Here is a 22,176-nt window from a genome sequence, read left to right on the forward strand (position 1 = left end):
TTTCACTTCAACCGGATAACTCACTCTTGTCCCCATAGAAAAAACACCTCCAAGTCTAATTTCGGATAACAATCATCCGTTTTCAAACTTGAAGGTGTTTTATATTTGTCTCATCTTATGGGGTCAGTCCCAGATCCCTGCTCTTTTTTATGCTTGCGATACGTTTTGGGTGAAACGGTACAGAAAAGCAAGCTGCTTGAAGGCATCGTTGATACGCTGAAGGAATTCCTGGTTATTCATATTTAGCACTTCTTCTTTTTGAAGCTGGATGCCGCACAACAGCTCGGCTTTCTTTATAGTCTGCAAACGCTCAAACAGTGTCTTCAGCTGTTCCTTATCCATTTCAGACTGCTTATGTACGTCCGGTTTTGTGTGATCTGCGGACCAAACGAAGCTGTCAGGAATATTTTTTGTAATGGTTTCCTGATTCGCTTCAAGCAATTTGCCGTATTCTTCTTTAATAGGGGATTCATAAATAATCGCAAACCACACAAATACGTGGCTTTCCCATAAGCCAATCTGAAAATGCGGCAGTTTTTTATAGCCTCTTTTGCTGTTTGCGAATGCCACCCAGCTGTCAGCAGGTGGATTGACAGATCTTCTTGCGTGCTTTGCCACATGCGGAAACATTTCATCTCCGGTTAGAGCTGATAAAGTTGGGGCGAAGTGTTCGCCCAGAGCTGTCAGCTTCGGACGGACCGTCTCTTTTAATACCTCCATGCGCGCGTCTAAGCCTTCTATTGTAAAGGTGTTAAAGTCTTCTTCTGTAAAACGCATTTGTGTCATGATTTTCCTCCTTCATGCTAAGTAAACATATTTTATCACAGTTAGGACGAGCCGCAAAAAGATTGAGTGCGTTTGAAGAGAGGGGAAATGTGGTAATAAATGAGTAGGTAAACACACAATTTTCAGAATCATGTTGCACGTAAATAGAACAATCATACGATATAAGAAGTAATCATTGTTGATTGGCAAAATGGGATGCTTTTTTACAAACAAATGATCTCTGGAAGGGGCGAAAGACAATGAGGCAAGTTGTGAAAGAGGGATTTAAGGAAGAGAAAAACAATCGTGTAGCTGTCTGGAGACTAGAGGTTGATTATGAATTGGCAACCCTATATGAAGCAATGCAAAAAGAAAATGAAGAACAGATTGAACAAAGCAAAAACAAACTAGAGCGACTTAGAAAAGAATGGATTCGTCTTAACGGGTAAAAAGCGATAGTAAAAACGAACCGCATGAATGGTTCGTTTTTACGTGAGAAGGGATATTTTTCATTTTCCTTGCTTTTTCACCGCCGTTATCAGTATCCTATAAAATAAAGGTCTACATAGAAGAGAGGTACACACGAATGACAAATTGGACGGAAATTGATGAATTTGCAAAGAAATGGGTTAGGGAAGCAGGCGCGAGAATTAAACAATCCATGCATGAGAGCCTGACAATTGAAACGAAATCAAATCCGAATGATTTAGTCACCAATATTGACAAAGAAACGGAAAAGTTTTTCATTGACCGCATTCAAGAAACGTTTCCGGGACACCGCATTCTCGGTGAAGAAGGACAAGGCGATAAGCTTCACTCACTGGAGGGGGTCGTCTGGATTATTGATCCGATTGACGGGACGATGAATTTTGTGCACCAGCAAAGAAATTTTGCGATTTCAATCGGAATTTTTGAAAACGGCAAAGGGAAAATCGGATTAATTTATGATGTGGTGCATGATGAGCTGTATCACGCATTTAACGGTAAAGGAGCTTATATGAATGAAACGAAACTGGCTCCTTTAAAAGAAACCGTCATTGAGGAAGCGATTCTTGCCATTAATGCGACATGGGTAACGGAAAACAGAAGAATCGATCAAAGTGTCTTGGCGCCCCTAGTGAAAAGAGTCAGAGGTACACGCTCCTACGGCTCTGCCGCTTTAGAGCTGGCAAACGTCGCGGCAGGAAGAATAGATGCTTACATCACGATGCGGCTTGCGCCGTGGGATTATGCAGCCGGCTGTGTGCTGTTAAATGAAGTTGGAGGCATTTATACGACTATTGAGGGAGAGCCGTTTACCTTTTTAGAAAATCACAGTGTCCTGGCCGGAAACCCAGCTATACATAAAACGATATTTGAAGAGTACCTTCATGCTGGAAAGTAGGTCCTTTGAACAGGAGGACCTCAGCCTGTTAGAGAAGCTCGCGGAGGCTCATCCTGTATGGAAAGAGGAGGAGTTTGGGGAAAAGGACGCTGAACGTTATATGATCTCCTACTCCATGTACAATGGATCATGGCTTGTATGGGAAAAAGCCGGTCAGCCTGTTGCCATCAGCTATCATCTTGAGTGGGCGCCTTCCAATGGAAAGCCGTGGCTTGGAACGGTGCTGGTCGACCCTGCCGAAGAAAAAAAGGGACATGCGAGGATGATCATTGAACAGATCAGCAAATCGCTCAGAGGCAAACATAAAGCGATGTTTGCGGCCGTTCCCATTGACCGCACTGAATGGATACTGTTTTTGAGCCAATGCGGGTTTGAACAGCTGAAAACGGAGAAAGATGATAGAGGCAAATCATTTATGATCCTTGTGAAGCCTTTAGCGGAAGCTGCCGGATGATGTCGGCAGCTTATTTTTATAAAAGCCTCCCGAAAATGGGAAGGCGTCTTTTTGAATAAAACGTTATTTTTTCACTGCATGGATAAAATGAATCGTTTCAAACGCTGACAAATCGTCCGTTCGATTACAAAAGAAACGGTCATTAATGTCGTCCGGTGATAAATGTTCATAGATCAGTAAGCCTGATAACTCTAACATTTGTTGAATGTCTTGATAAGTAAAACACGATTTCATCGGTTCCCCGCTGGCGGCAGCCATCTTCACCATATGTTCAACTCGATTTGACGTTCCTTTTGCCGTAAACAACGTTTCGTCCGCATAATCAAAAACGATTGAGCTTCCTGGCGGGACTTTTGAAAATAAATGACTGATCAAGCTTGCGTTTTCTTCTCGCGTTAAATAATAAGAGACGCCCAGAAGGCTGAAGAATGATTTGGTGTTTTCAAATCCTTCATCTATAAGAGGCTGATATGAAAACGTTTTGGTAAAATCCATAGGAACAAAGTGAAGGTGCCTTGGGATTGTCAGATTTGCATCCTTCAGCTTATTTTTTTTGAATTGCTGTGAAGCTGGATGGTCAACTTCGAACACATTCAAGCTGTTTTCCAATTCAGGATGGCGAAAGCAGAAGGTATCCAGCCCGGCTCCAAGTATGACATACTGTTTTGCTCCCAGCATCAATTCGTTGTGTAATACGTTTTCGCAATACGCGGCGCGTGCTAAGGGTGTAGGCGACAGCTGGATGTGGGTAACCCATTTTAATATGTTTTCAGGATCGTGTTGCAGACGTTCGGCGATCTCTTTGTTGAAAAACGATATTCCTTGAATCATATTTTCGCTGATGGTTGTAAACTCTTTTTCATTAATGAGGTCTTTTGCAATAAAATCATCAAAAATGAGAGGCGAATCATATCGGCTGTGATACGCACGGGCAAAAGCTGAAATCAAAGACGTTAAGCTGGACTCTTTTTTCCTCATGAAATGATCCTCCAATAAAAAAATAAGATTCCCCTGGCCAGGAGAATCTTATTATACATACAAATATGATAATAGTAAATTATAGCATAAATAAAAATTTTTGTCAATAATATCACTCTTTTTTTCTATCGTATGCTTTCAGTTATTTCACATGGTTGCGTTCCTTCTTTAGGTGAGAATTAAAAAATCATTTACAATGTTAAGAGTATGGTGCTGGGTAAAACCGATATGTCCGGCACCCTTAATCTTATACATCGTGGCATTGTGGCCTGTTTTTGTTAGTGCATGATAAAATTCAGCACTTTGCTCATATGGAACGACGTCATCCTGATCTCCATGCATAATAAGTATTGGCGGTGCCTAAGCGATGTACCTATTCAATAGGGCTGGCTTTTCTGGCTTTTTCCTTATGTTCCTGAATTCCCCGCCAATGAGCTTGGATTCAGGAGAATGAGGGGAGTCATTGGTCAAAAATAGACGGATATCGGCTCATTGTCAGTCAATCGGTCGGCCCAAACCCATCTGCATTGGCCTGCACTTTTGCTCGATACATGGGGATATTCCCGGTTTCCATTGAATTCTCTTAATCCTGCAGTTAATCCGAGTAAAAGAGCCAGGTGTTCTCCAGACAGAAGAATCTCCCCATACTCCGATATTTTGCGGATCAATAATGAAAAAAAGCCTGAGGGATCTCAGGCTTTTTGCTATTATTACAATCCAACAGCATTCCAGGCTGCTTCAACTTTAGCGGCATCAGTTGAGCCGTAAAGGTCACGGGCAGACTGAATGAGAGCTGCCTTGGCATCTTTGAACGTTGAAGAAGGCGTGAGGTATGTTGTTAACGCACGGTAATAGATTTGCTGTGATTTAGATACACCAAGCTTTGTAATGGTGTTGTAAGCGGCTTTGTTTGGAATTCCGCTGTTTGTGTGTACGCCGCCGTAATCACCTTCATCTGTGTTTGGAAGGTTTTGATAATCGGCGTAATTGTCAGGTTGATCGTATTTTGTCGGATTGGACAGGCTGCGGAGAGCAGGCTGGCTGACTGTAATGTCTTCACCGATGTCCCAGTCTTCTGTATCGTTAAAGTAGCCGAATACGTCAGAGAATGATTCGTTTAATGCTCCCGGCTGATTTTCATAAATCAAGTTGGCTGTTTCTTGAGTGACGCCATGAGTCATTTCATGCGCCGTCACATCTAATGAACCGGAAAGCGGAGAGAAGAAGGAACCGTCGCCGTCACCGTAAATCATTTGGTCGCCTATCCAGGCAGCATTGTTGTACTTGGTGCCGTAATGAACGGAAGAAACGATTTTACTGCCTTTATTATCATAGCTGTTTCGTTTAAAGTTTGAATAAAAATAATCGTACACTTTACCGAGGTTATAGTGTGCGTCAACAGCTGCCCGCTGTGATGAAGATGTAAATGTTTTCGTTGTGCTTGAGACAAGCGTGCCCGGAAGGCGGCTTTGTCTGTTTTGCAAGTCATATGTGATGATTTGGGTGCCTGTTGGTTTTGAAAGATCTCTTAGAACGTATTTTCCGCTTTCATATGAGATGTTCAAAGGAACAGTTGCGCCCTTTAGAGTTGTTCCGCTTCCAGTCGCGGCGGCATGTTCTACTTTATTTTGCTTTTTTAAAATGCTGCCTGTTTCAGCGTCAACCAAAACTTCCCAGTTAGCAGGTTCAGGCTCGACATAGCGAATCGTCACGTCGTAAGCAAGGCGATAGCTGCCGTCCTTTGTTTCTACAGCTTTTAATTCAGCTTTATCGCTGTTTTTGACCGCTCCGTTAGAGACAGCGTCTGGTGATTTGCCGATAGCTTTGAAAGCAAGTGCCAGCGCTTTTTCAGAGGAGACTTTTTGGCTGTTTTCTGTTTTTGCAGCAGATTGATTGTGTAATTCACCATTGACCGCATAGACATTGTCGGATTTATCGACGTGAACGATCACTTGCGAATCTTTAATCGGCACTCCGTTAACGACAGGCGCATATCGGAAGTGCTTGTACCCAAGGGCATCAGTCGTGCTTTCAACAAGCTTCAGCCTTTTGGCAGGATCACCTTTAAAAATGGTGCGGTTCTTTTTCAAAAACTGTTTGACAGCCTTGTCATTTGGTGCAGATAGCTCTGATTGAGCAATTGCGTTTTTGGAGAGGAAATTTGTTTGATTCTCTTTAAGCTGATGACCTTCAGCAGCCTGAGCACCAGGAAGGCTGATTGATAAACTCATAAACGAAGCAGCGACAGCAACAGATAATTTCTTGCCTAAACCCACATTAAATCCCCCTTTTTGAAAATACTGAAAAATCTTTATATTGTTATATTAAACTAGCATTCTGGAATACTCAACAAAAACTAACATAACTAGACAAAATTGATAGAATTGTCCTGCGTTTATTTTTGCTGAATAATATCCAGATGAGCCAAGTGTCATGTGATGGTTCATTGCAAGTGTTATGGGGAAGAAAAGAAACTTTTATTTCTTATTGAAACTTTTGGGCAAACCGTCTGTCTAACCGAATGAGGCCTTAATAAGAAGTAAAGGATTGTTGTTCGTGTTGGATATATTCAGTCATTATGTATTGCATTTCGAACGTTATTTTATCTTAAGCAGACAAAGCACTTTGCTGATCCAGTGGTTGATTGTTGTTCTGGCGGGCTTATATGTTGTGGTGCACCATTTCAAGATAAACCGGTACCGCACAATGTTCTTAGCTGGTGTCTTATTGCGAATTGTGCTGTTGGTTGGGGTGTCTGTTGAACTCATTCATCAGGTGCAGGCAACAAATTTTACTAGTGCTTATTTAAGAGAGGACGGCAATGAACTGCTGCCGCTGGTGCATTTTTTGTTATACGGGTATGTGCTGCTAACGGCTTTTCACTATATGCTGATGCCTCGTGACCATGGCGGGAAAGGCATGTTTTATACGTTCGATCTGGCCGTTGTCAGTTTGCCGATCGTACAAATGATATTCAGTTTCTTTACTTATTGGAAGGAATATCCTGATGGGATCGAGCCAATTGGATTTGTGTTCCTGTTTTTCATCATCATTCTTCCGATTGTTTTGAATGTACTGTTTTTCAAGCTGTACTGGAGAACAAACAAGATTTTACTAAGTTTATTTTATACGCTGATTATCGGACTGCTCGTTTTGCTGCTTGTCCCATTTTCCGGGCAAATCTCCATTGATTATGGTGCAACGTTGCCATATACGATTTATTTGGCAATGGCTGGATTTTTGATGAGCTATCATCTGTTCCAAAAGTCAGGCAAGTTTTATATACGTATGAATAAGTGGCTGACGACGGCTGTTATTGTGTTTTTTGTCTTGCTTTTAAATCCGATATATAACGTAGGAACCGTTGCTTTTGCTATCTCAAAGCCGATAAATGTCCATGATTCATTCAATTTTGTCGGGGAGCACATTTCATCTGAAAAAGCGGAACAGATTGTGAAGTCATTTTTTCCTACAGATGAGACATTATATTTGCACGATACAAAAATGGATGTGCATTATTTCTACTCATTTGAAAGCAAGGGCTATAAAGCTGAGATAGATGAAGTATCACAGCTGATTCGTAATTATGAGTACTTAAAAAAAGCGCATGGGAAAAAGCTAACGAATCAGGAGTATAAGCGGAAGTCCATGGCTTTCCTTGAGCGGCACGGACGTGTGTTAAATAAAGATCATATCGAAACAAAGGTATCTAATGAGGACGGCCAGACAGTGGTACGTATATACCTGAAAAATCGACTTCATAAAAAAGATAATGCTGATGATGGCACGGTATTTTATTGGGAAAAAGAAACCTTAATGGGGTTTAGTGAAGATCCTTCGATTTATCAGCTTGACTCTCTTCTGCATGTTCATATCACAGAACAAGACATTCACGATAAAGTGGAACAAATGTTTATAGCGCTGAACAGATCAAAACAGCCTTATCAGATCACTGATATTGAAAGAGATAGCCTGCTCGGAACTATAGTGCGTGTTGAAACGAAAGATGGAATTGTGTTGGAATTTGAAGGCGAATCCGGTTGTTTACATAGCCTTTCGCTTCCAATGAAAAAGAATATCTTACTGGCTAACAGCCGGATGCAGCGACAGATATTATCGGTCTTCGATGCTCGTGGATCAGAAAAGAAGAAAAAAAGCCAGAGTGACATGGTGATGTATACTGATTCTTCTAAAACATATGAGTTTTTTGAAGATCAAGGTCAGCTAAACGTTTATGTGTACAGTGATACACCCAATCACCCGTTCCCATATACGTATCGTAATGGAACACTGGCTTATGAAAAAGTAGTTTCTCTATATCAAGATGTCATTTACAAAAAACGTATGCGCCCAATTATCGTTCAAAGAGGGAATGAACGCCATTATGCATGGCTGATCATTATTCAGCCGTTCGGGTCAAACCGCCATGATGCATACGTCGTGGATGGAGAAACACAAGAGGTGAAAAGTCTTTATGAACGATAAAGAAAAAGAGTCTGTTTTTTTAGATTTATATGACCTATATAAAGAAGGAGAGCTAGAGGACGAATCAATGGAATGGATGAAACAGCACCAACCGTTATATCAAAAGAATGCGGAAAGCTTGAAGAGTGAAGCTTATTCAAATAGAAGCCCTGGTGCTGAAGAAGAGAGCCAAATCAGACATATGAAAGTATACATGTCTTCCATGTATATCTGTTTCATTTTATTGGCCATTTGGATGACAGTGTGGTTTTACTTTTAATGAAACATAGGGATTCTATTGAAGACTTGTATCGACAGTATTACCAAGAAATTTTGAATTATTTATTTCGAAGGACGCATCACCTTGAAACAGCCAAGGACTTGGCGCAGGACACATTTGTGAAAGCACTTAACGGCCTGGTTTCGTTTAGGGGGCATTCTTCCATCAGAACGTGGCTTTACACCATTGCGCATCACACATTTGTCAATTGGTACCGAAGGGATGTCAAATATCAATTTACTGATATCAGCAAAAATGACGGATTAACACAAACAACTTATGAGCAGCCTGAACAGTATCTGTCACGGACGGTAAAAAGTGAAACCCTAAGGCGAGAGCTTTTACAGTTAAAAGATCAGCATCAATCCGTTTTGATTTTAAGAGAATTCCAAGAGCTCTCGTATGAAGAAATCGCTGAGATATTGGGATGGAGCCTTTCAAAGGTGAAAACTACCCTGCACCGTGCCAGATTGGAGCTAAAGAAAAACATGATGAAGAGAAGAGAGGAGGAGCGGATATGACCTGCTTTCTAGTAAGAGACCTGCTTCCTCTGTATCTTGAAGGTGATTGTAGAAAAGAAACGGAACACATCATTGAAGAGCATTTAAAGAGCTGCAGCAGTTGCAGAGAAATGTTTGACATGATGTCTGAGCCTTTTGAATTGGAGGGTGAACAGGCCGTTGAAGAGACTTTTTTGCCGGAAGAAGAACTACGGTTTAAACAGAGGTATTACGGTTTGCTGATCGTTAAAGCTGCCTGCGGGTTTGGAGCGGCGGTCGCCGTGATGCTGATCATCAAACTGCTGATATAAAGAAAAGCGCTTGCCGAAATCGGGCAAGCGCCGTTTTAGATTACACTTGGGGATGAACCATTTCGTAGATTGCAGCAAGCTGTTCTTGGGATAGCGTACTGAAGAGTTTTTCGTAAACGTCAGCTTGCAGAGGTGTCGCACCTGCTTGTACCGCTGCATCTTTATCATAACTGTACACACCGTCTTGTAATACAATGGCTGCTTGAAGAATGTGAATCTTTAGGGAAGCAGCAGAGAAAAATTGTTCAAGAGCGAGTGCCTCTTTTTCTGTGAAGCCAAGTTCAACTGCTTTTTCAGTATCAAATTTGTAATTTCCATCTTCAACATACACACATTGTGAAACGACGCTGAAAAACTCTGATGTCGACTCCCATAATGTTGCGATTACTTGAGCCTCTTCTTTTGTCATTCCTAACTCAACAGCTTTCTCGCTGTCAAAATAATACACACCGTCTTGTTCGTATATACATTGATTTAATATATCAATAAATGTATTGAGATCTTCGTTTGTGATTGTCTGGTGCTGAACATGGACAGACGTGTTATCAGCCAGAGTTTTTGCGCTGGCTGCATCAGGGCCGAACGTTAATAGAGCAGCTGAAGTCATTGCGGCAGTCGATAAAATAGCTTTTTTTACAAATGTTTTCTTCATGATTTCTTCTCTCCTTTTATCGATTTGTGTTACAGATTCCATTATAGGGAGAGATTGGCGGAAGAAAAATAGGCTCTATGGTATTTTATGTATATCTTTGTCGAACTACTTTTTGCCGTACGCATATGTAGTCGTTAGAACGATTGTCTATGTATGAATGCTGTTTTGCATCTTCTCGACTAAGAAACGGGGGAGATAAGACTTAAAGAAATGAAAAACACCGCATTCTTTGCGGTGTTTTTTGATTACAATGTATACTGCGGGGCAATGCTTTTAATCAAGCAAGCCTTGCTCACGCATTTTCTTTTTTAATGTAAAGCCGCCGCCCATAACAGCACAAACAAGTATAATGCTGGCGATAATGCCTAAAGCGCTTTTTTCAGCGATAAAGACGCCGATCAGCATAATGCTGAAAACCGCTGCAAATGCAAATAATAAGAAAAGCCAATTCAATTTTTTCATATTTTCCATCCCCTTTTACGTCTTATCATAAGTTTACAGAAAAACGTGACGCTTTTAAAGTGGATGTGTGATATAATATGAAAGTTATCTAATTTTATTAGGAGATGAAAAAGTGAAACTTCGAAATGATCTTCGCAACATCGCGATTATTGCCCACGTTGACCATGGGAAAACGACTCTGGTCGATCAGCTTTTACATCAAGCTGGTACGTTCCGTGCCAACGAACAAGTTGCTGAACGCGCAATGGATTCTAATGATCTTGAACGCGAACGCGGCATTACAATTTTGGCGAAAAATACTGCGATTAACTATAAAGATACACGCATCAATATTTTGGATACCCCTGGACACGCAGACTTTGGGGGAGAAGTAGAACGGATTATGAAAATGGTTGACGGCGTAGTGCTTGTCGTTGACGCCTATGAAGGCTGCATGCCTCAAACTCGTTTCGTTCTGAAAAAAGCTCTTGAGCAAAACCTGAACCCGGTTGTTGTTGTAAACAAAATTGACCGTGACTTTGCCCGCCCTGAGGAAGTTATCGATGAAGTTCTTGATCTGTTTATTGAGCTTGATGCCAATGAAGAGCAGCTCGAATTCCCAGTCGTATACGCTTCAGCGATTAATGGAACAGCGAGTCTTGATCCGAAACAGCAGGATGAAAACATGGAAGCTTTATATGAAACGATTATTAAGCATGTTCCGGCACCTGTTGATAATGCAGAGGAGCCGCTTCAATTCCAAGTTGCCCTTCTTGACTACAATGACTATGTAGGACGTATCGGAATCGGTCGCGTATTCCGCGGCACGATGAAAGTCGGTCAGCAGGTTTCTCTTATGAAGCTTGACGGAACGGCTAAGTCATTCCGTGTAACAAAGATTTTCGGTTTCCAAGGCTTAAAGCGTGTGGAAATTGAAGAAGCAAAAGCGGGAGACCTCGTTGCGGTTTCCGGTATGGAAGATATCAACGTTGGTGAAACAGTCTGTCCTGTGGACCATCAAGATCCGCTTCCGGTGCTTCGCATTGATGAGCCGACACTTCAAATGACATTTGTCGTGAATAACAGTCCGTTTGCAGGTCGTGAAGGTAAATATGTAACGGCCCGCAAAATTGAAGAGCGTCTTCAGTCACAGCTTCAGACGGATGTGAGCTTGCGTGTTGAGCCAACAGCTTCTCCTGATGCTTGGGTTGTTTCCGGACGCGGTGAGCTGCACTTGTCCATTTTAATTGAAAATATGCGCCGTGAAGGCTATGAGCTTCAAGTTTCAAAACCTGAGGTTATCATCAAAGAAATCGACGGCGTACGCTGTGAGCCTGTTGAGCGTGTGCAAATCGATGTTCCTGAAGAGCATACAGGCTCTGTCATGGAATCAATGGGTGCCCGAAAAGGCGAAATGGTTGATATGATCAACAACGGTAACGGCCAAGTTCGTCTTATCTTTACAGTTCCTTCCCGCGGATTGATCGGTTACTCCACCGAGTTCCTATCATTAACACGCGGATTCGGTATTTTGAACCATACGTTTGACAGCTACCAGCCGATGCAGGCGGGCCAAGTCGGCGGACGCCGTCAAGGTGTGCTTGTGTCAATGGAAAACGGAAAAGCGACATCTTACGGTATCCAAGGAATTGAAGACCGCGGTGTCATCTTCGTTGAGCCGGGTACTGAAGTATATGAAGGAATGATCGTTGGAGAGCATAACCGTGACAACGACCTCGTTGTTAACGTCAGCAAAATGAAACAGCAGACGAACGTCCGCTCTGCGACAAAAGATCAGACAACTACAATTAAAAAAGCGCGCATTATGTCTCTTGAGGAATCTCTAGAGTACTTAAACGAAGATGAATACTGTGAAGTAACGCCTGAATCCATTCGTTTAAGAAAGAAAATCCTCAATAAAAACGAACGTGAAAAAGCAGCGAAAAAGAAAAAAACAGCAGGATTGTCTTAATCTCTTGCAGAATTTGAAAAGATAGAACCCGCACGTTTGCAGGGGAGGGAATCTTTTTGAATGACGTAAGCGAACGCCTGTCGTTCTTCGCCGCTCTATATCAAGTAGACCGGCAGCCTGCGGCAGGCATGTGGCTCTTGTACGGCACGATTTTTGTGTTGGCCGTTATTGTATTTAAGCTTGGATTTGCAAAACGGCTACCGGTGTTAAAATCAGCAGTGGTGTATGTATTTCTGGCTTTAGGCTGCACTGTTTTGACCTTTTTAGGAGTGTTTTTGCCCGTGGCAGAGGGATTGGTCGTCGCTGCGCTGATTTTAATCATTTACAAAATTCGGCTGTATCAGTCGAAGAAGGGGCAGTCTGCCAAATCATAAAAAGACTCAGCTGAAAAGCTGAGTCTTTTTTGTTTTTGTATGGTAAAGCGGCTGCTTTATTTTTTAACTTTTTCTTTCTTTTGCTGTCCCGGATGAAAAGTGAATTTTCCCGTTTTCAGCCGTTCTTCTGTTTTCTGGGCAATCCTGTCATGGCATTCCTTGCACATATATGTATGGATTGGGCGGTTTCGAAGCCGTTTCGCGATCAGGGTATCATCATCAATTGTTTCAATTTTATCGCAAATAGAACATTTGACCCTCATCATATCACCTCTTTCACTAACATGTATTATAGCATGGATCAGAAGCTGTCCAAAATAAGAAAAAGCTAAAGCGCAAGGCTATAGCTTAATCATTGTTGTTCTTTTTCATATGATGGTCAGATTGATCGTTCTGCTCCTGCTCCATTTTCTGCTGCTGCTTTCTGTTTAATTGGTCATTTTGCTGCTTTGTTTGCGGTTCGTCTTCATCGTCAATGACATCGTTAGGCACTTCCGGAAGCACTCGGCCGACAATTGCAGCCAATTCATCTAATATGCCGGTCACCGGACGGCCTTCACTGATTTCTTTGCTCATTTCATTCAGGCGGCTGACCGTATCTGGATCAGCAATGACAACTGCGTTGGCGCCGTATCGATCATTTTTCAGAGCCTGGGCAACAGAATATTTAATCGTTTCCACCTTGCTCCTGTCCAAAGTATCATCGACATCAATTCCCACAACGGCATATCCTCCGAGCACAACGGCTGTTGCATCCTTAACATCAGGGATTTTTTCGGCAACGCTGACAAGATGCTTGGCAATATCCCTTCTTGCTCCATTGTCTTTTGTCTCCTGAGTTGTGTCCTTTACGTGAATCGGTTTGGTTTCCTGCTGTCTTGTTGATTCTTTTTCAACATTTTGATCCTGTCTTCCTTGCTGGTAGGCACATGCGGACAGAATAAGCGTCAGCTGTATGATAATGAAAAGAATTCGCACTTGCGGGTTCCCTCCTTGAGATGCATTCATAATTTTATTGTTGAATTAACCTTCTATCTTTATGCACAAAATCATATATTTTAGCAGGCATTCACCTTTTTTACATCGTAAGAGAAGCAGGAAGAACTTTGACCCTTATATCAGGAGGCTGAGACTTGAGTAAAATTTATGTGTTAGATACGAATGTGTTATTACAGGATCCTAACGCGATATTTTCTTTTGAAGAAAATGAGGTTGTCATCCCTGCTGTTGTATTAGAAGAGGTTGATTCAAAAAAACGGTATATGGACGAAGTTGGGAGGAATGCAAGGCACGTATCTAAGCTGATCGATGCGCTAAGGCAAAAGGGCAGGCTGCATGAGCAAGTTCCGCTTCACACCGGCGGCACACTTAGAATTGAACTGAATCATCGTTCGTTTCATCAGCTGCAAGAGATCTTTATTGAAAAGACGAACGATAATCGTATATTGGCTGTTGCGAAAAACTTAAGCCTCGAGGAAGAAACGAAGGAAGATGGCAGGCCTGTTATCCTCGTCAGCAAGGATGTATTGGTCAGAGTGAAAGCGGACGCGATCGGATTGCTTGCCGAAGATTTTTTAAATGACCGGGTTGTGGACAATGATGAAATGTACAGCGGCTATAAAGATTTATATATCAGCCAGCAGCTGTTCAGCTCTTTTTATGGGAAAAATCAAATTTCAGTAAACGATGTGAAACAGCACGCATTTTATCCGAATCAATTCGCATTAATGAAGGATGAGCTGGGAGGGTCTTCCTCAGCGGTTGGAATTGCAGATAAAACGGGCACGGTCTTAAAAAGGCTTGTTTTTGATGATGAGCATGTATGGGGAATCAGGCCGAAAAATGTACAGCAGACTATGGCATTAGAGCTTTTGCTGCGTGAGGATATTCCGCTCGTCACCCTGATCGGAAAAGCAGGAACCGGAAAAACGCTTTTAGCATTGGCGGCGGGGCTATTACAGACAGAAGACTTGGGAATATATAAAAAACTCGTCGTCGCAAGACCCATTGTTCCTGTTGGCAAGGACATCGGATACTTGCCGGGTGAAAAAGAGGAAAAGCTTAAGCCTTGGATGCAGCCGATTTTTGACAACTTAGAGTTTTTGTTTAATGCGAAGAAACCGGGAGAGCTTGAGGCCATTCTGTCCGGTATTGGCTCAATTCAGGTTGAGGCGCTGACTTATATTAGGGGAAGAAGTATTCCGGATCAATTTATTATTATTGATGAAGCGCAAAATTTGACCAGGCATGAAGTGAAAACGCTGCTGACGAGAGTCGGTGAGGGCAGTAAAATTGTCTTAATGGGCGACCCTGAACAAATTGATCACCCATATTTAGACAGTCTGAACAATGGCTTAGCCTATGTGGTTGAGCGGTTTAAAGGACAACCCATCTCAGGCAGCGTGAAGCTGTTAAAAGGTGAGAGGTCTGGTCTCGCCCAGCTTGCCGCCGACCTGCTGTAGCGCTATACGATTTCAATCTCTTTTATATGGGTGATCGGCTGTTCGTGATCAACTGGATCGTCAAAGTAAATATGAACAGGGCCGCCTACTTGAATCGGCTTGCCTGCCTCACTGAAATGGACAATACTGTTCAGAGCGGTTGCAAGAGGAACGGCCGCCTTTCCCGAACTTGTGACAAATACGCATTGTGTCGCGGAGCTGCGCGGCTCGGCATTTTTCAGCACAGTCCCAAGCTTCATTGCGAAACTGCCGTTCATCAGTTTTTGCTTTTCGTATTGTTTTTCCGTCTTTAATGTCGGAGGCGCAATCCGCCCTTCTCTGATCACGCGTTCTGGATCAAGATCGGATTCATCTCCGGATGATTGTAAATGTGTCTCTTGACCGTCCCCCTTGCGGTCAAACGAAAATTTGCGGTCATCAAAAATCCATACGCTCGGATCAATGGTGATCGGATATGTAACATTGCCTTTTACTTGTATAACACTCATGTTATGACCCCCTTCTCCCAAAATTATAAAAGTTTTCGCATGAATTGTCACTTTGTGTACAAATTATGTGTATTGAAATGCTCAGGGAGCGGGGGTGGTAGCGTGGTATGCCGGCATAATGACGAGCTTGAAGCCTTAGTGAAAGAGGCAAAAAAGGTGACGGATAAGGGGGAGGTAGCCAGCTATATTCCCGCTTTGGCAAAAGCTGATAAGCATGATCTGTCAGTGGCGATTTATTATTCCAATAATGCTTGTCTGTCAGCGGGTGACGTAGAAAAAACGTTTACGCTTCAAAGTATATCAAAAGTCCTCTCACTTGCATTGGTGTTAATGGAATACGGCAAAGATAAGGTCTTCAGCTATGTCGGACAGGAGCCGACCGGTGATCCGTTTAATTCAATCATCAAGTTGGAAACAGTGAATCCGAGCAAGCCGTTAAACCCTATGATCAATGCCGGGGCACTGGTAGTGACAAGCTTGATTAAAGGGAAAACGGTGAAAGAGAGACTTGATTATTTGCTTTCTTTTATCAGAAGGCTGACAAACAATCAAGAGATTACATACTGCCGGGAAGTTGCTGAATCCGAATACAGCACGTCAATGATTAATCGGGCAATGTGTTATTATATGAAGCAGTACGGCATCTTTGAAGATGATGTAGAAGCTGTAATGGATTTATATACGAAGCAATGTGCGATTGAGATGAACAGTCTGGACTTGGCGAAAATCGGATCTGTATTTGCGCTGAACGGCAGACACCCTGAGACTGGGGAGCAAGTGATCTCAAAAGATGTCGCGAGAATTTGCAAAACGTTTATGGTGACGTGCGGAATGTACAATGCAAGCGGGGAATTTGCGATTAAGGTCGGAATACCTGCAAAAAGCGGGGTATCCGGAGGGATTATGGGCATTTCGCCTTACGATTTCGGGATCGGGATTTTTGGCCCGGCATTGGATGAAAAAGGGAACAGCATTGCAGGTGTAAAGCTTTTGAAAATAATGTCTGAGAGGTACAGGCTGAGTATTTTTTAATTTATGTCATCTGCTTAAATCCTCTTGCATTTTCTGCTGATACCCTTTATGATAAATAGAAGAATTAGGTACTCGCCTGGGGAACGGAGGGATACTTTTGGCTTCAGAGATGATAGTTGACCATCGGCAAAAAGCTTTTGAGCTCTTAAAAGTTGACGCTGAGAAGATTTTGAAGCTGATCCGAGTACAAATGGATAACTTAACGATGCCTCAATGTCCTCTATATGAAGAGGTATTAGATACTCAAATGTTCGGGCTTTCGAGGGAAATCGATTTTGCTGTCCGCCTGGGATTGGTTGATGAAAAAGACGGTAAAGACCTTTTATACACATTGGAGCGCGAATTGTCAGCTTTACATGACGCGTTTACAGCTAAATAAATGATAAAACTCAAACTTTTTAACAGTTTGGGTTTTTTTATAACCGCTATTCTTCTCTTATCCCTTTCATGACGGTCTTTTTTTGCATTTTCCTTCCGAATCGTATAGAGATTCTTCGTCTCGTCTGATAAATTGTAGTAAAATAAAAAAATAGAAATACATAAAAACCATAGACAATGGAAGTTTGAAGCAGGGAAGAGGATGTTATGTTAAAAAAAATGCTAAAATCTTATGATTACTCACTGATATTCGCTATTGTTTTGTTGTGCGGATTCGGTTTAGTGATGGTATACAGCTCTAGCATGATTACGGCTGTCTCTCGATATGGGGTTAGCAGTAATTTTTTCTTCATGCGGCAGCTGTTTGCTTTAATTGCGGGTGGTGCTCTTTTTATTCTTATGGCTTTGTTTCCTTACAAAGCACTGGCCCACCAAAAGTTTCAGAAGGGGATACTGCTTGTTTCTGTACTCGCACTTATCTCCCTGTTTGTATTCGGGCATGTTGCCGGAAACGCGCAAAGCTGGTTTAAAATTGGCGGAATGAGTATTCAGCCGGGGGAATTTGTTAAGCTGGTCGTGATTTTATATCTTGCAGCAGTATATGCCAAAAAACAAAGCTATATTGACCATCTGTTGACGGGAGTGGCCCCTCCGGTAGTCATGACGCTAGTTATTTGCGGTTTAATTGCCATGCAGCCAGATTTCGGTACAGCCATGATCATCGGCTTAATTGCGACTTGCATGATCCTGTGTTCCGGATTCAGCGGAAAGACGCTGATGAGGCTTGTGTTGCTGGGCGGAATTGTTTTGATTTTAGTGAGTCCTATTATCTATTTGAATCAGGACAAAATTTTAACTGAAGGCCGTTTAGCGCGTTTTGAAAGCCTTGAAGACCCATTTAAATATGCAAATTCATCAGGCTTACAAGTAATCAATTCTTACTATGCGATAGGCTCAGGCGGCATTTTCGGTCTGGGACTCGGTGAAAGTATCCAAAAATACGGATATCTGCCTGAATCGCACACTGACTTTATTATGGCTGTCATTGCTGAAGAACTCGGTATTTTTGGGGTACTGTTTGTGATTTTCCTGTTGGGGTTTATCGTCATAAAAGGCTTTTATATAGCCAGAAAATGCGAGGATCCGTTTGGAAGTCTTCTAGCAATCGGCATTTCGAGCATGATTGCCATACAATCGTTTATTAACCTTGGCGGTGTCAGCGGATTAATTCCGATTACCGGGGTTACGCTGCCATTTATCAGTTATGGGGGCTCTTCTTTAGTGCTGCTGCTGGGGAGTATGGGGATACTAGCGAATATCAGCATGTTTGTGAAATATTCAGAGAATAAGAAAAAGAGAGAGGCCTTGGCGCCGAAGGGAATGAAAAAGAAACAGCTCAAAAAAACTGTTTATCTGTAAAAAACAAGTGTGTACAGGGGAAGGATATTCCGCTATGATAGATTATATTCCATTCGGGTAAGGGGGAGAAAAGTTTGTCTCAGCAATCGATACAAAAAGTATTAGTAGCAAACAGGGGAGAAATTGCAATCCGAATATTCCGGGCATGTACCGAGTTAAATATTCGCACAGTTGCCGTCTATTCAAAAGAAGATTCCGGTTCCTACCATCGGTATAAAGCAGATGAAGCATACCTGGTCGGTGAAGGGAAAAAACCAATTGATGCTTACCTGGATATTGAAGGTATCATTGATATTGCGAAAAGAAACAAAGTTGATGCGATTCATCCGGGATACGGTTTCTTATCTGAAAATATTCATTTCGCAAAACGATGCGAAGAAGAAGGCATTGTGTTCATTGGTCCAAAATCCGAACATCTAGATATGTTTGGTGACAAGGTAAAAGCGCGTGAGCAGGCAGAAAAAGCCGGCATTCCTGTTATTCCGGGAAGCGACGGCCCTGCAGAAACGCTCGAAGCTGTCGAACAATTTGGACGAGCTAACGGTTATCCGATTATCATCAAAGCTTCGCTTGGCGGCGGAGGCCGGGGTATGCGGATTGTCAGATCTGAAAGTGAAGTCAAAGAAGCATATGAGCGTGCAAAATCAGAGGCAAAAGCAGCTTTTGGCAATGACGAAGTATATGTAGAAAAATTGATTGAAAATCCGAAACATATTGAGGTTCAGGTTATTGGAGACAAGCAGGGCAATGTCGTCCACCTTTTTGAGAGGGATTGCTCTGTTCAAAGACGCCACCAGAAAGTTATTGAAGTGGCACCGAGTGTCTCGCTTTCTCCTGAATTAAGAGATCAGATTTGTGAAGCGGCTGTTGCGCTAGCGAAAAATGTAAATTATATAAACGCGGGTACGGTTGAATTCCTTGTTGCAAACAATGAGTTCTACTTTATCGAAGTAAACCCTCGTGTACAAGTTGAACATACGATTACAGAAATGATTACAGGTGTCGATATCGTTCAAACGCAGATCCTTGTTGCCCAAGGGCACAGCCTTCACAGCAAAAAAGTAAATATTCCTGAACAAAAGGACATTTTCACAATCGGCTATGCCATTCAGTCACGGGTGACGACTGAGGATCCGCAAAATGATTTCATGCCTGATACAGGAAAAATTATGGCTTATCGCTCAGGCGGCGGTTTTGGTGTCCGGCTTGATACAGGAAACAGCTTCCAAGGCGCCGTGATCACACCGTATTATGATTCACTGCTTGTTAAGCTTTCAACTTGGGCTTTGACGTTTGAACAGGCGGCGGCCAAAATGGTCCGAAACCTTCAGGAGTTTAGAATCAGAGGCATTAAAACAAACATTCCGTTCCTTGAGAACGTTGCAAAGCATGAGAAGTTCCTGACAGGACAATATGATACGTCTTTCATTGATACAACACCTGAATTATTTATTTTCCCTAAACAGAAAGACCGCGGAACGAAAATGCTCACTTACATCGGCAATGTGACCGTGAACGGGTTCCCTGGAATCGGGAAAAAAGAAAAACCGGCGTTTGACAAGCCGATAAACGTAAAAGTAGACGTTGATCAGCAGCCTGCGAGAGGCACAAAACAAATTCTTGATGAAAAGGGTGCTGAAGGGCTTGCAAAATGGGTTAAGGAACAAAAATCGGTCCTTTTAACAGATACGACATTCAGGGATGCCCACCAATCGTTATTGGCGACGAGATTCAGATCGCATGATTTGAAAAAAATCGCGAATCCGACGGCTGCGTTATGGCCTGAGCTATTCAGCATGGAAATGTGGGGAGGCGCAACCTTCGATGTAGCTTACCGATTCCTGAAAGAAGACCCGTGGAAACGTTTGGAGGACCTTCGCAAGGAAGTGCCGAATACCTTATTCCAGATGCTGCTTCGTTCATCAAACGCAGTCGGCTATACGAATTATCCGGACAATGTGATTAAAGAATTTGTGAAACAATCTGCTCAATCCGGTATTGATGTGTTCCGTATATTCGACAGCTTAAATTGGGTAAAGGGTATGACCTTAGCCATTGATGCTGTTCGCGATACCGGCAAAGTGGCAGAAGCTGCGATTTGTTATACTGGAGATATCCTTGACAAGAACCGCACGAAATATGATCTTGCTTATTATACGTCGATGGCGAAGGAGCTTGAGGCTGCCGGAGCCCATATTCTCGGAATTAAAGATATGGCTGGACTGTTAAAACCGCAGGCTGCATATGAACTCGTTTCTGCGTTGAAAGAGTCGATCGATATTCCGGTTCACCTACATACGCATGATACGAGCGGCAACGGTATTTATATGTATGCAAAAGCTGTTGAAGCCGGCGTTGATATCATTGATGTGGCGGTCAGCTCAATGGCTGGATTAACGTCACAGCCTAGCGCGAGCGGTTTTTACCATGCAATGGAAGGTGATGCCCGCCGTCCGGAAATGAATGTTCAAAACGTTGAATTGCTGTCTCAGTACTGGGAATCAGTACGTAAATACTATAGTGAATTTGAAAGCGGAATGAAGTCTCCGCATACTGAAATTTATGAGCACGAAATGCCTGGAGGCCAATACAGCAACCTGCAGCAGCAGGCGAAGGGAGTAGGCCTTGGCGGCCGCTGGAATGAAGTCAAAGAAATGTACAGACGCGTCAACGATATGTTTGGTGATATCGTGAAGGTCACGCCTTCCTCTAAAGTAGTCGGAGACATGGCGCTCTATATGGTGCAAAACAATCTGACTGAAAAGGACGTTTACGAAAAAGGCGAGTCATTAGATTTCCCTGATTCTGTAGTGGAGCTTTTCAAAGGTAATATCGGCCAGCCTCATGGCGGATTCCCGGAAAAACTCCAAAAGCTGGTCTTAAAAGGACAGGAACCGATTACGGTCAGACCGGGAGAACTGTTAGAGCCGGTATCCTTTGAAGCGATCAAACAGGAATTTAAAGAGCAGCATAACTTGGAGATTTCTGATCAAGATGCTGTGGCATATGCCCTTTATCCTAAAGTCTTCTCCGAGTATGTGAAAACTGCGGAAAGCTATGGAGACATTTCTGTGTTAGATACGCCGACATTCTTCTATGGCATGACTTTAGGTGAAGAAATAGAAGTGGAAATTGAGCGCGGGAAAACGCTGATTGTCAAGCTGATTTCAATCGGTGAGCCGCAGCCTGATGCCACTCGTGTCGTTTATTTCGAACTGAACGGACAGCCGCGTGAGGTTGTTATTAAAGATGAAAGCATCAAGTCTTCCGTTCAGGAAAGGCTGAAAGCGGACCGGACAAATCCAAGCCACATCGCAGCTTCCATGCCTGGAACGGTTATTAAGGTATTGACTGAAGCAGGCACAAAAGTAAATAAAGGTGATCATTTGATGATCAATGAAGCGATGAAAATGGAAACAACGGTTCAGGCGCCTTTCTCAGGAACAATCAAGCAGGTTCATGTGAAAAATGGCGAGCCGATCCAAACGGGAGATCTGCTTCTCGAAATTGAAAAAGCATAATCAATCGGAGTGTATATCATTTGATATACACTCTTTTATTTTCTGAAAAAACAGAGTGAAACAAATGAAAATTGTTGGTGAATTTGAAGTATGATATGAACCATGAATATTTCTTTTTGACACTATCTGTTTTTTAGTGTGGCGCGGCAATAGGGGACTTTATTTGCATATATGAAGCGTTACATATGTTTCGTAGGCTGATGGATGAACTGATGCTTAAGATGACGCTAGATACGATTGCAGCGTGATCATCAGGTTCAGCGGAGACTGTCAATGAACCGTATGAAGCGGCAAAAAACAT

The 22,176-nt window shown here is 42.6% G+C and carries 23 protein-coding genes; 14 read left to right on the plus strand and 9 right to left on the minus strand.

What is annotated here, in order from left to right:
* Positions 1 to 147: 147 nt before the first annotated feature.
* Positions 148 to 786: a YktB family protein gene (locus tag MOB98_RS20035; RefSeq protein WP_268360048.1), complete on the minus strand. Its 639-nt coding sequence runs from the start codon at positions 784 to 786 to the stop codon at positions 148 to 150.
* Positions 787 to 1,025: 239 nt separating this feature from the next.
* On the opposite strand from MOB98_RS20035, the gene MOB98_RS20040 reads away from it, so the two are divergent.
* The 3 genes from MOB98_RS20040 to MOB98_RS20050 all read left to right on the plus strand — a co-directional run bounded on the left by MOB98_RS20040 (position 1,026) and on the right by MOB98_RS20050 (position 2,603).
* Positions 1,026 to 1,214: a hypothetical protein gene (locus MOB98_RS20040; RefSeq protein WP_009967148.1), complete on the plus strand. Its 189-nt coding sequence runs from the start codon at positions 1,026 to 1,028 to the stop codon at positions 1,212 to 1,214.
* Between the two features lie 137 nt (positions 1,215 to 1,351).
* Positions 1,352 to 2,149: an inositol-1-monophosphatase gene (gene suhB / locus MOB98_RS20045; protein ID WP_268360047.1), complete on the plus strand. Its 798-nt coding sequence runs from the start codon at positions 1,352 to 1,354 to the stop codon at positions 2,147 to 2,149.
* A gap of 25 nt (positions 2,150 to 2,174) precedes the next feature.
* Complete coding sequence (locus MOB98_RS20050) at positions 2,175 to 2,603, plus strand: GNAT family N-acetyltransferase (RefSeq protein WP_268360049.1); 429 nt, start codon at positions 2,175 to 2,177, stop codon at positions 2,601 to 2,603.
* 63 nt (positions 2,604 to 2,666) lie between these two features.
* Here the strand turns inward: MOB98_RS20050 and MOB98_RS20055 are convergent, their stop codons facing one another.
* The 3 genes from MOB98_RS20055 to nprE form a co-directional block, all read right to left on the minus strand.
* Positions 2,667 to 3,581 (minus strand): class I SAM-dependent methyltransferase, encoded by a 915-nt coding sequence (locus MOB98_RS20055; protein WP_268360046.1) that lies wholly within the window; start codon positions 3,579 to 3,581, stop codon positions 2,667 to 2,669.
* 168 nt (positions 3,582 to 3,749) lie between these two features.
* Entirely contained in the window at positions 3,750 to 3,923 is a 174-nt protein-coding gene (locus tag MOB98_RS20060; RefSeq protein WP_268360045.1) for an alpha/beta hydrolase family protein, read from the minus strand.
* 368 nt (positions 3,924 to 4,291) lie between these two features.
* Positions 4,292 to 5,857: a neutral metalloprotease NprE gene (gene nprE / locus MOB98_RS20065; RefSeq protein WP_268360044.1), complete on the minus strand. Its 1,566-nt coding sequence runs from the start codon at positions 5,855 to 5,857 to the stop codon at positions 4,292 to 4,294.
* 271 nt (positions 5,858 to 6,128) lie between these two features.
* On the opposite strand from nprE, the gene MOB98_RS20070 reads away from it, so the two are divergent.
* The 4 genes from MOB98_RS20070 to MOB98_RS20085 are packed head-to-tail and all read left to right on the plus strand — an operon-like array spanning position 6,129 to position 9,136.
* A complete protein-coding gene (locus MOB98_RS20070; protein ID WP_268360043.1) occupies positions 6,129 to 8,066 on the plus strand; it encodes a hypothetical protein in 1,938 nt (645 codons plus the stop codon).
* A complete protein-coding gene (locus tag MOB98_RS20075) occupies positions 8,056 to 8,325 on the plus strand; it encodes a hypothetical protein (protein ID WP_268360042.1) in 270 nt (89 codons plus the stop codon). Before MOB98_RS20070 ends, MOB98_RS20075 begins: the two co-directional genes overlap by 11 nt.
* Positions 8,325 to 8,846 carry an RNA polymerase sigma factor YlaC gene (gene ylaC / locus MOB98_RS20080; RefSeq protein ID WP_268360041.1) on the plus strand — a complete coding sequence of 174 codons (522 nt, stop codon included), beginning with the start codon at positions 8,325 to 8,327 and terminating at the stop codon, positions 8,844 to 8,846. Before MOB98_RS20075 ends, ylaC begins: the two co-directional genes overlap by 1 nt.
* Positions 8,843 to 9,136, plus strand: a complete 294-nt coding sequence (locus tag MOB98_RS20085) for an anti-sigma factor family protein (protein WP_268360040.1) — start codon at positions 8,843 to 8,845, stop codon at positions 9,134 to 9,136. The genes ylaC and MOB98_RS20085 overlap by 4 nt, the downstream gene beginning before the upstream one ends.
* A 40-nt stretch (positions 9,137 to 9,176) precedes the next feature.
* On the opposite strand, the gene MOB98_RS20090 is transcribed toward MOB98_RS20085, so the two are convergent.
* The gene (locus tag MOB98_RS20090) at positions 9,177 to 9,788 is read right to left on the minus strand and encodes a hypothetical protein (RefSeq protein ID WP_268360039.1); all 612 of its coding nucleotides are present in this window, start codon (positions 9,786 to 9,788) and stop codon (positions 9,177 to 9,179) included.
* Positions 9,789 to 10,061: 273 nt separating this feature from the next.
* Entirely contained in the window at positions 10,062 to 10,250 is a 189-nt protein-coding gene (locus tag MOB98_RS20095) for a YlaF family protein (protein WP_268360038.1), read from the minus strand.
* Between the two features lie 112 nt (positions 10,251 to 10,362).
* On the opposite strand from MOB98_RS20095, the gene typA reads away from it, so the two are divergent.
* Positions 10,363 to 12,201, plus strand: a complete 1,839-nt coding sequence (typA, locus tag MOB98_RS20100) for a translational GTPase TypA (RefSeq protein ID WP_003232278.1) — start codon at positions 10,363 to 10,365, stop codon at positions 12,199 to 12,201.
* A gap of 56 nt (positions 12,202 to 12,257) precedes the next feature.
* A complete protein-coding gene (locus tag MOB98_RS20105; RefSeq protein ID WP_003232274.1) occupies positions 12,258 to 12,575 on the plus strand; it encodes a YlaH-like family protein in 318 nt (105 codons plus the stop codon).
* A gap of 56 nt (positions 12,576 to 12,631) precedes the next feature.
* Here MOB98_RS20105 and MOB98_RS20110 read toward each other — a convergent pair whose 3' ends face one another.
* On the minus strand, positions 12,632 to 12,841 hold the full coding sequence (locus MOB98_RS20110; RefSeq protein WP_268360037.1) for a YlaI family protein: 210 nt from the start codon (positions 12,839 to 12,841) through the stop codon (positions 12,632 to 12,634).
* 82 nt (positions 12,842 to 12,923) lie between these two features.
* On the minus strand, positions 12,924 to 13,553 hold the full coding sequence (locus MOB98_RS20115) for a YhcN/YlaJ family sporulation lipoprotein (protein WP_268360036.1): 630 nt from the start codon (positions 13,551 to 13,553) through the stop codon (positions 12,924 to 12,926).
* Between the two features lie 155 nt (positions 13,554 to 13,708).
* Between MOB98_RS20115 and MOB98_RS20120 the strand changes: the two genes are divergently transcribed.
* Positions 13,709 to 15,037: a PhoH family protein gene (locus MOB98_RS20120; RefSeq protein WP_268360035.1), complete on the plus strand. Its 1,329-nt coding sequence runs from the start codon at positions 13,709 to 13,711 to the stop codon at positions 15,035 to 15,037.
* A gap of 2 nt (positions 15,038 to 15,039) precedes the next feature.
* Here the strand turns inward: MOB98_RS20120 and MOB98_RS20125 are convergent, their stop codons facing one another.
* On the minus strand, positions 15,040 to 15,525 hold the full coding sequence (locus MOB98_RS20125) for a peptidyl-prolyl cis-trans isomerase (RefSeq protein WP_268360034.1): 486 nt from the start codon (positions 15,523 to 15,525) through the stop codon (positions 15,040 to 15,042).
* A 102-nt stretch (positions 15,526 to 15,627) separates the two neighbouring features.
* Here MOB98_RS20125 and glsA point away from each other — a divergent pair, with 102 nt between their 5' ends.
* The 4 genes from glsA (at position 15,628) to pyc (ending at position 21,875) form a co-directional block, all read left to right on the plus strand.
* Entirely contained in the window at positions 15,628 to 16,557 is a 930-nt protein-coding gene (gene glsA / locus MOB98_RS20130; protein WP_268360033.1) for a glutaminase A, read from the plus strand.
* 97 nt (positions 16,558 to 16,654) lie between these two features.
* A complete protein-coding gene (locus tag MOB98_RS20135) occupies positions 16,655 to 16,936 on the plus strand; it encodes a YlaN family protein (protein ID WP_003245286.1) in 282 nt (93 codons plus the stop codon).
* Positions 16,937 to 17,142: 206 nt separating this feature from the next.
* Positions 17,143 to 18,354, plus strand: a complete 1,212-nt coding sequence (gene ftsW, locus MOB98_RS20140; protein ID WP_268360032.1) for a cell division protein FtsW — start codon at positions 17,143 to 17,145, stop codon at positions 18,352 to 18,354.
* 74 nt (positions 18,355 to 18,428) lie between these two features.
* A complete protein-coding gene (gene pyc, locus MOB98_RS20145; protein ID WP_268360031.1) occupies positions 18,429 to 21,875 on the plus strand; it encodes a pyruvate carboxylase in 3,447 nt (1,148 codons plus the stop codon).
* Positions 21,876 to 22,176: the final 301 nt, after the last annotated feature.

The sequence above is a fragment of the Bacillus sp. N13C7 genome (genome assembly GCF_026790065.1).
Classification (GTDB): Bacteria; Bacillota; Bacilli; order Bacillales; family Bacillaceae; genus Bacillus.

Bases quoted from the DNA above. Each gene is read 5' to 3' on its own strand.
- MOB98_RS20035 (WP_268360048.1), bottom strand. From the start codon at position 786: ATGACACAAATGCGTTTTACAGAAGAAGACTTTAACACCTTTACAATA.
- MOB98_RS20040 (WP_009967148.1), top strand. From the start codon at position 1,026: ATGAGGCAAGTTGTGAAAGAGGGATTTAAGGAAGAGAAAAACAATCGT.
- suhB (WP_268360047.1), top strand. From the start codon at position 1,352: ATGACAAATTGGACGGAAATTGATGAATTTGCAAAGAAATGGGTTAGG.
- MOB98_RS20055 (WP_268360046.1), bottom strand. From the start codon at position 3,581: ATGAGGAAAAAAGAGTCCAGCTTAACGTCTTTGATTTCAGCTTTTGCC.
- MOB98_RS20060 (WP_268360045.1), bottom strand. From the start codon at position 3,923: ATGCATGGAGATCAGGATGACGTCGTTCCATATGAGCAAAGTGCTGAA.
- MOB98_RS20075 (WP_268360042.1), top strand. From the start codon at position 8,056: ATGAACGATAAAGAAAAAGAGTCTGTTTTTTTAGATTTATATGACCTA.
- ylaC (WP_268360041.1), top strand. From the start codon at position 8,325: ATGAAACATAGGGATTCTATTGAAGACTTGTATCGACAGTATTACCAA.
- MOB98_RS20085 (WP_268360040.1), top strand. From the start codon at position 8,843: ATGACCTGCTTTCTAGTAAGAGACCTGCTTCCTCTGTATCTTGAAGGT.
- MOB98_RS20090 (WP_268360039.1), bottom strand. From the start codon at position 9,788: ATGAAGAAAACATTTGTAAAAAAAGCTATTTTATCGACTGCCGCAATG.
- MOB98_RS20095 (WP_268360038.1), bottom strand. From the start codon at position 10,250: ATGAAAAAATTGAATTGGCTTTTCTTATTATTTGCATTTGCAGCGGTT.
- MOB98_RS20110 (WP_268360037.1), bottom strand. From the start codon at position 12,841: ATGATGAGGGTCAAATGTTCTATTTGCGATAAAATTGAAACAATTGAT.
- MOB98_RS20125 (WP_268360034.1), bottom strand. From the start codon at position 15,525: ATGAGTGTTATACAAGTAAAAGGCAATGTTACATATCCGATCACCATT.
- ftsW (WP_268360032.1), top strand. From the start codon at position 17,143: ATGTTAAAAAAAATGCTAAAATCTTATGATTACTCACTGATATTCGCT.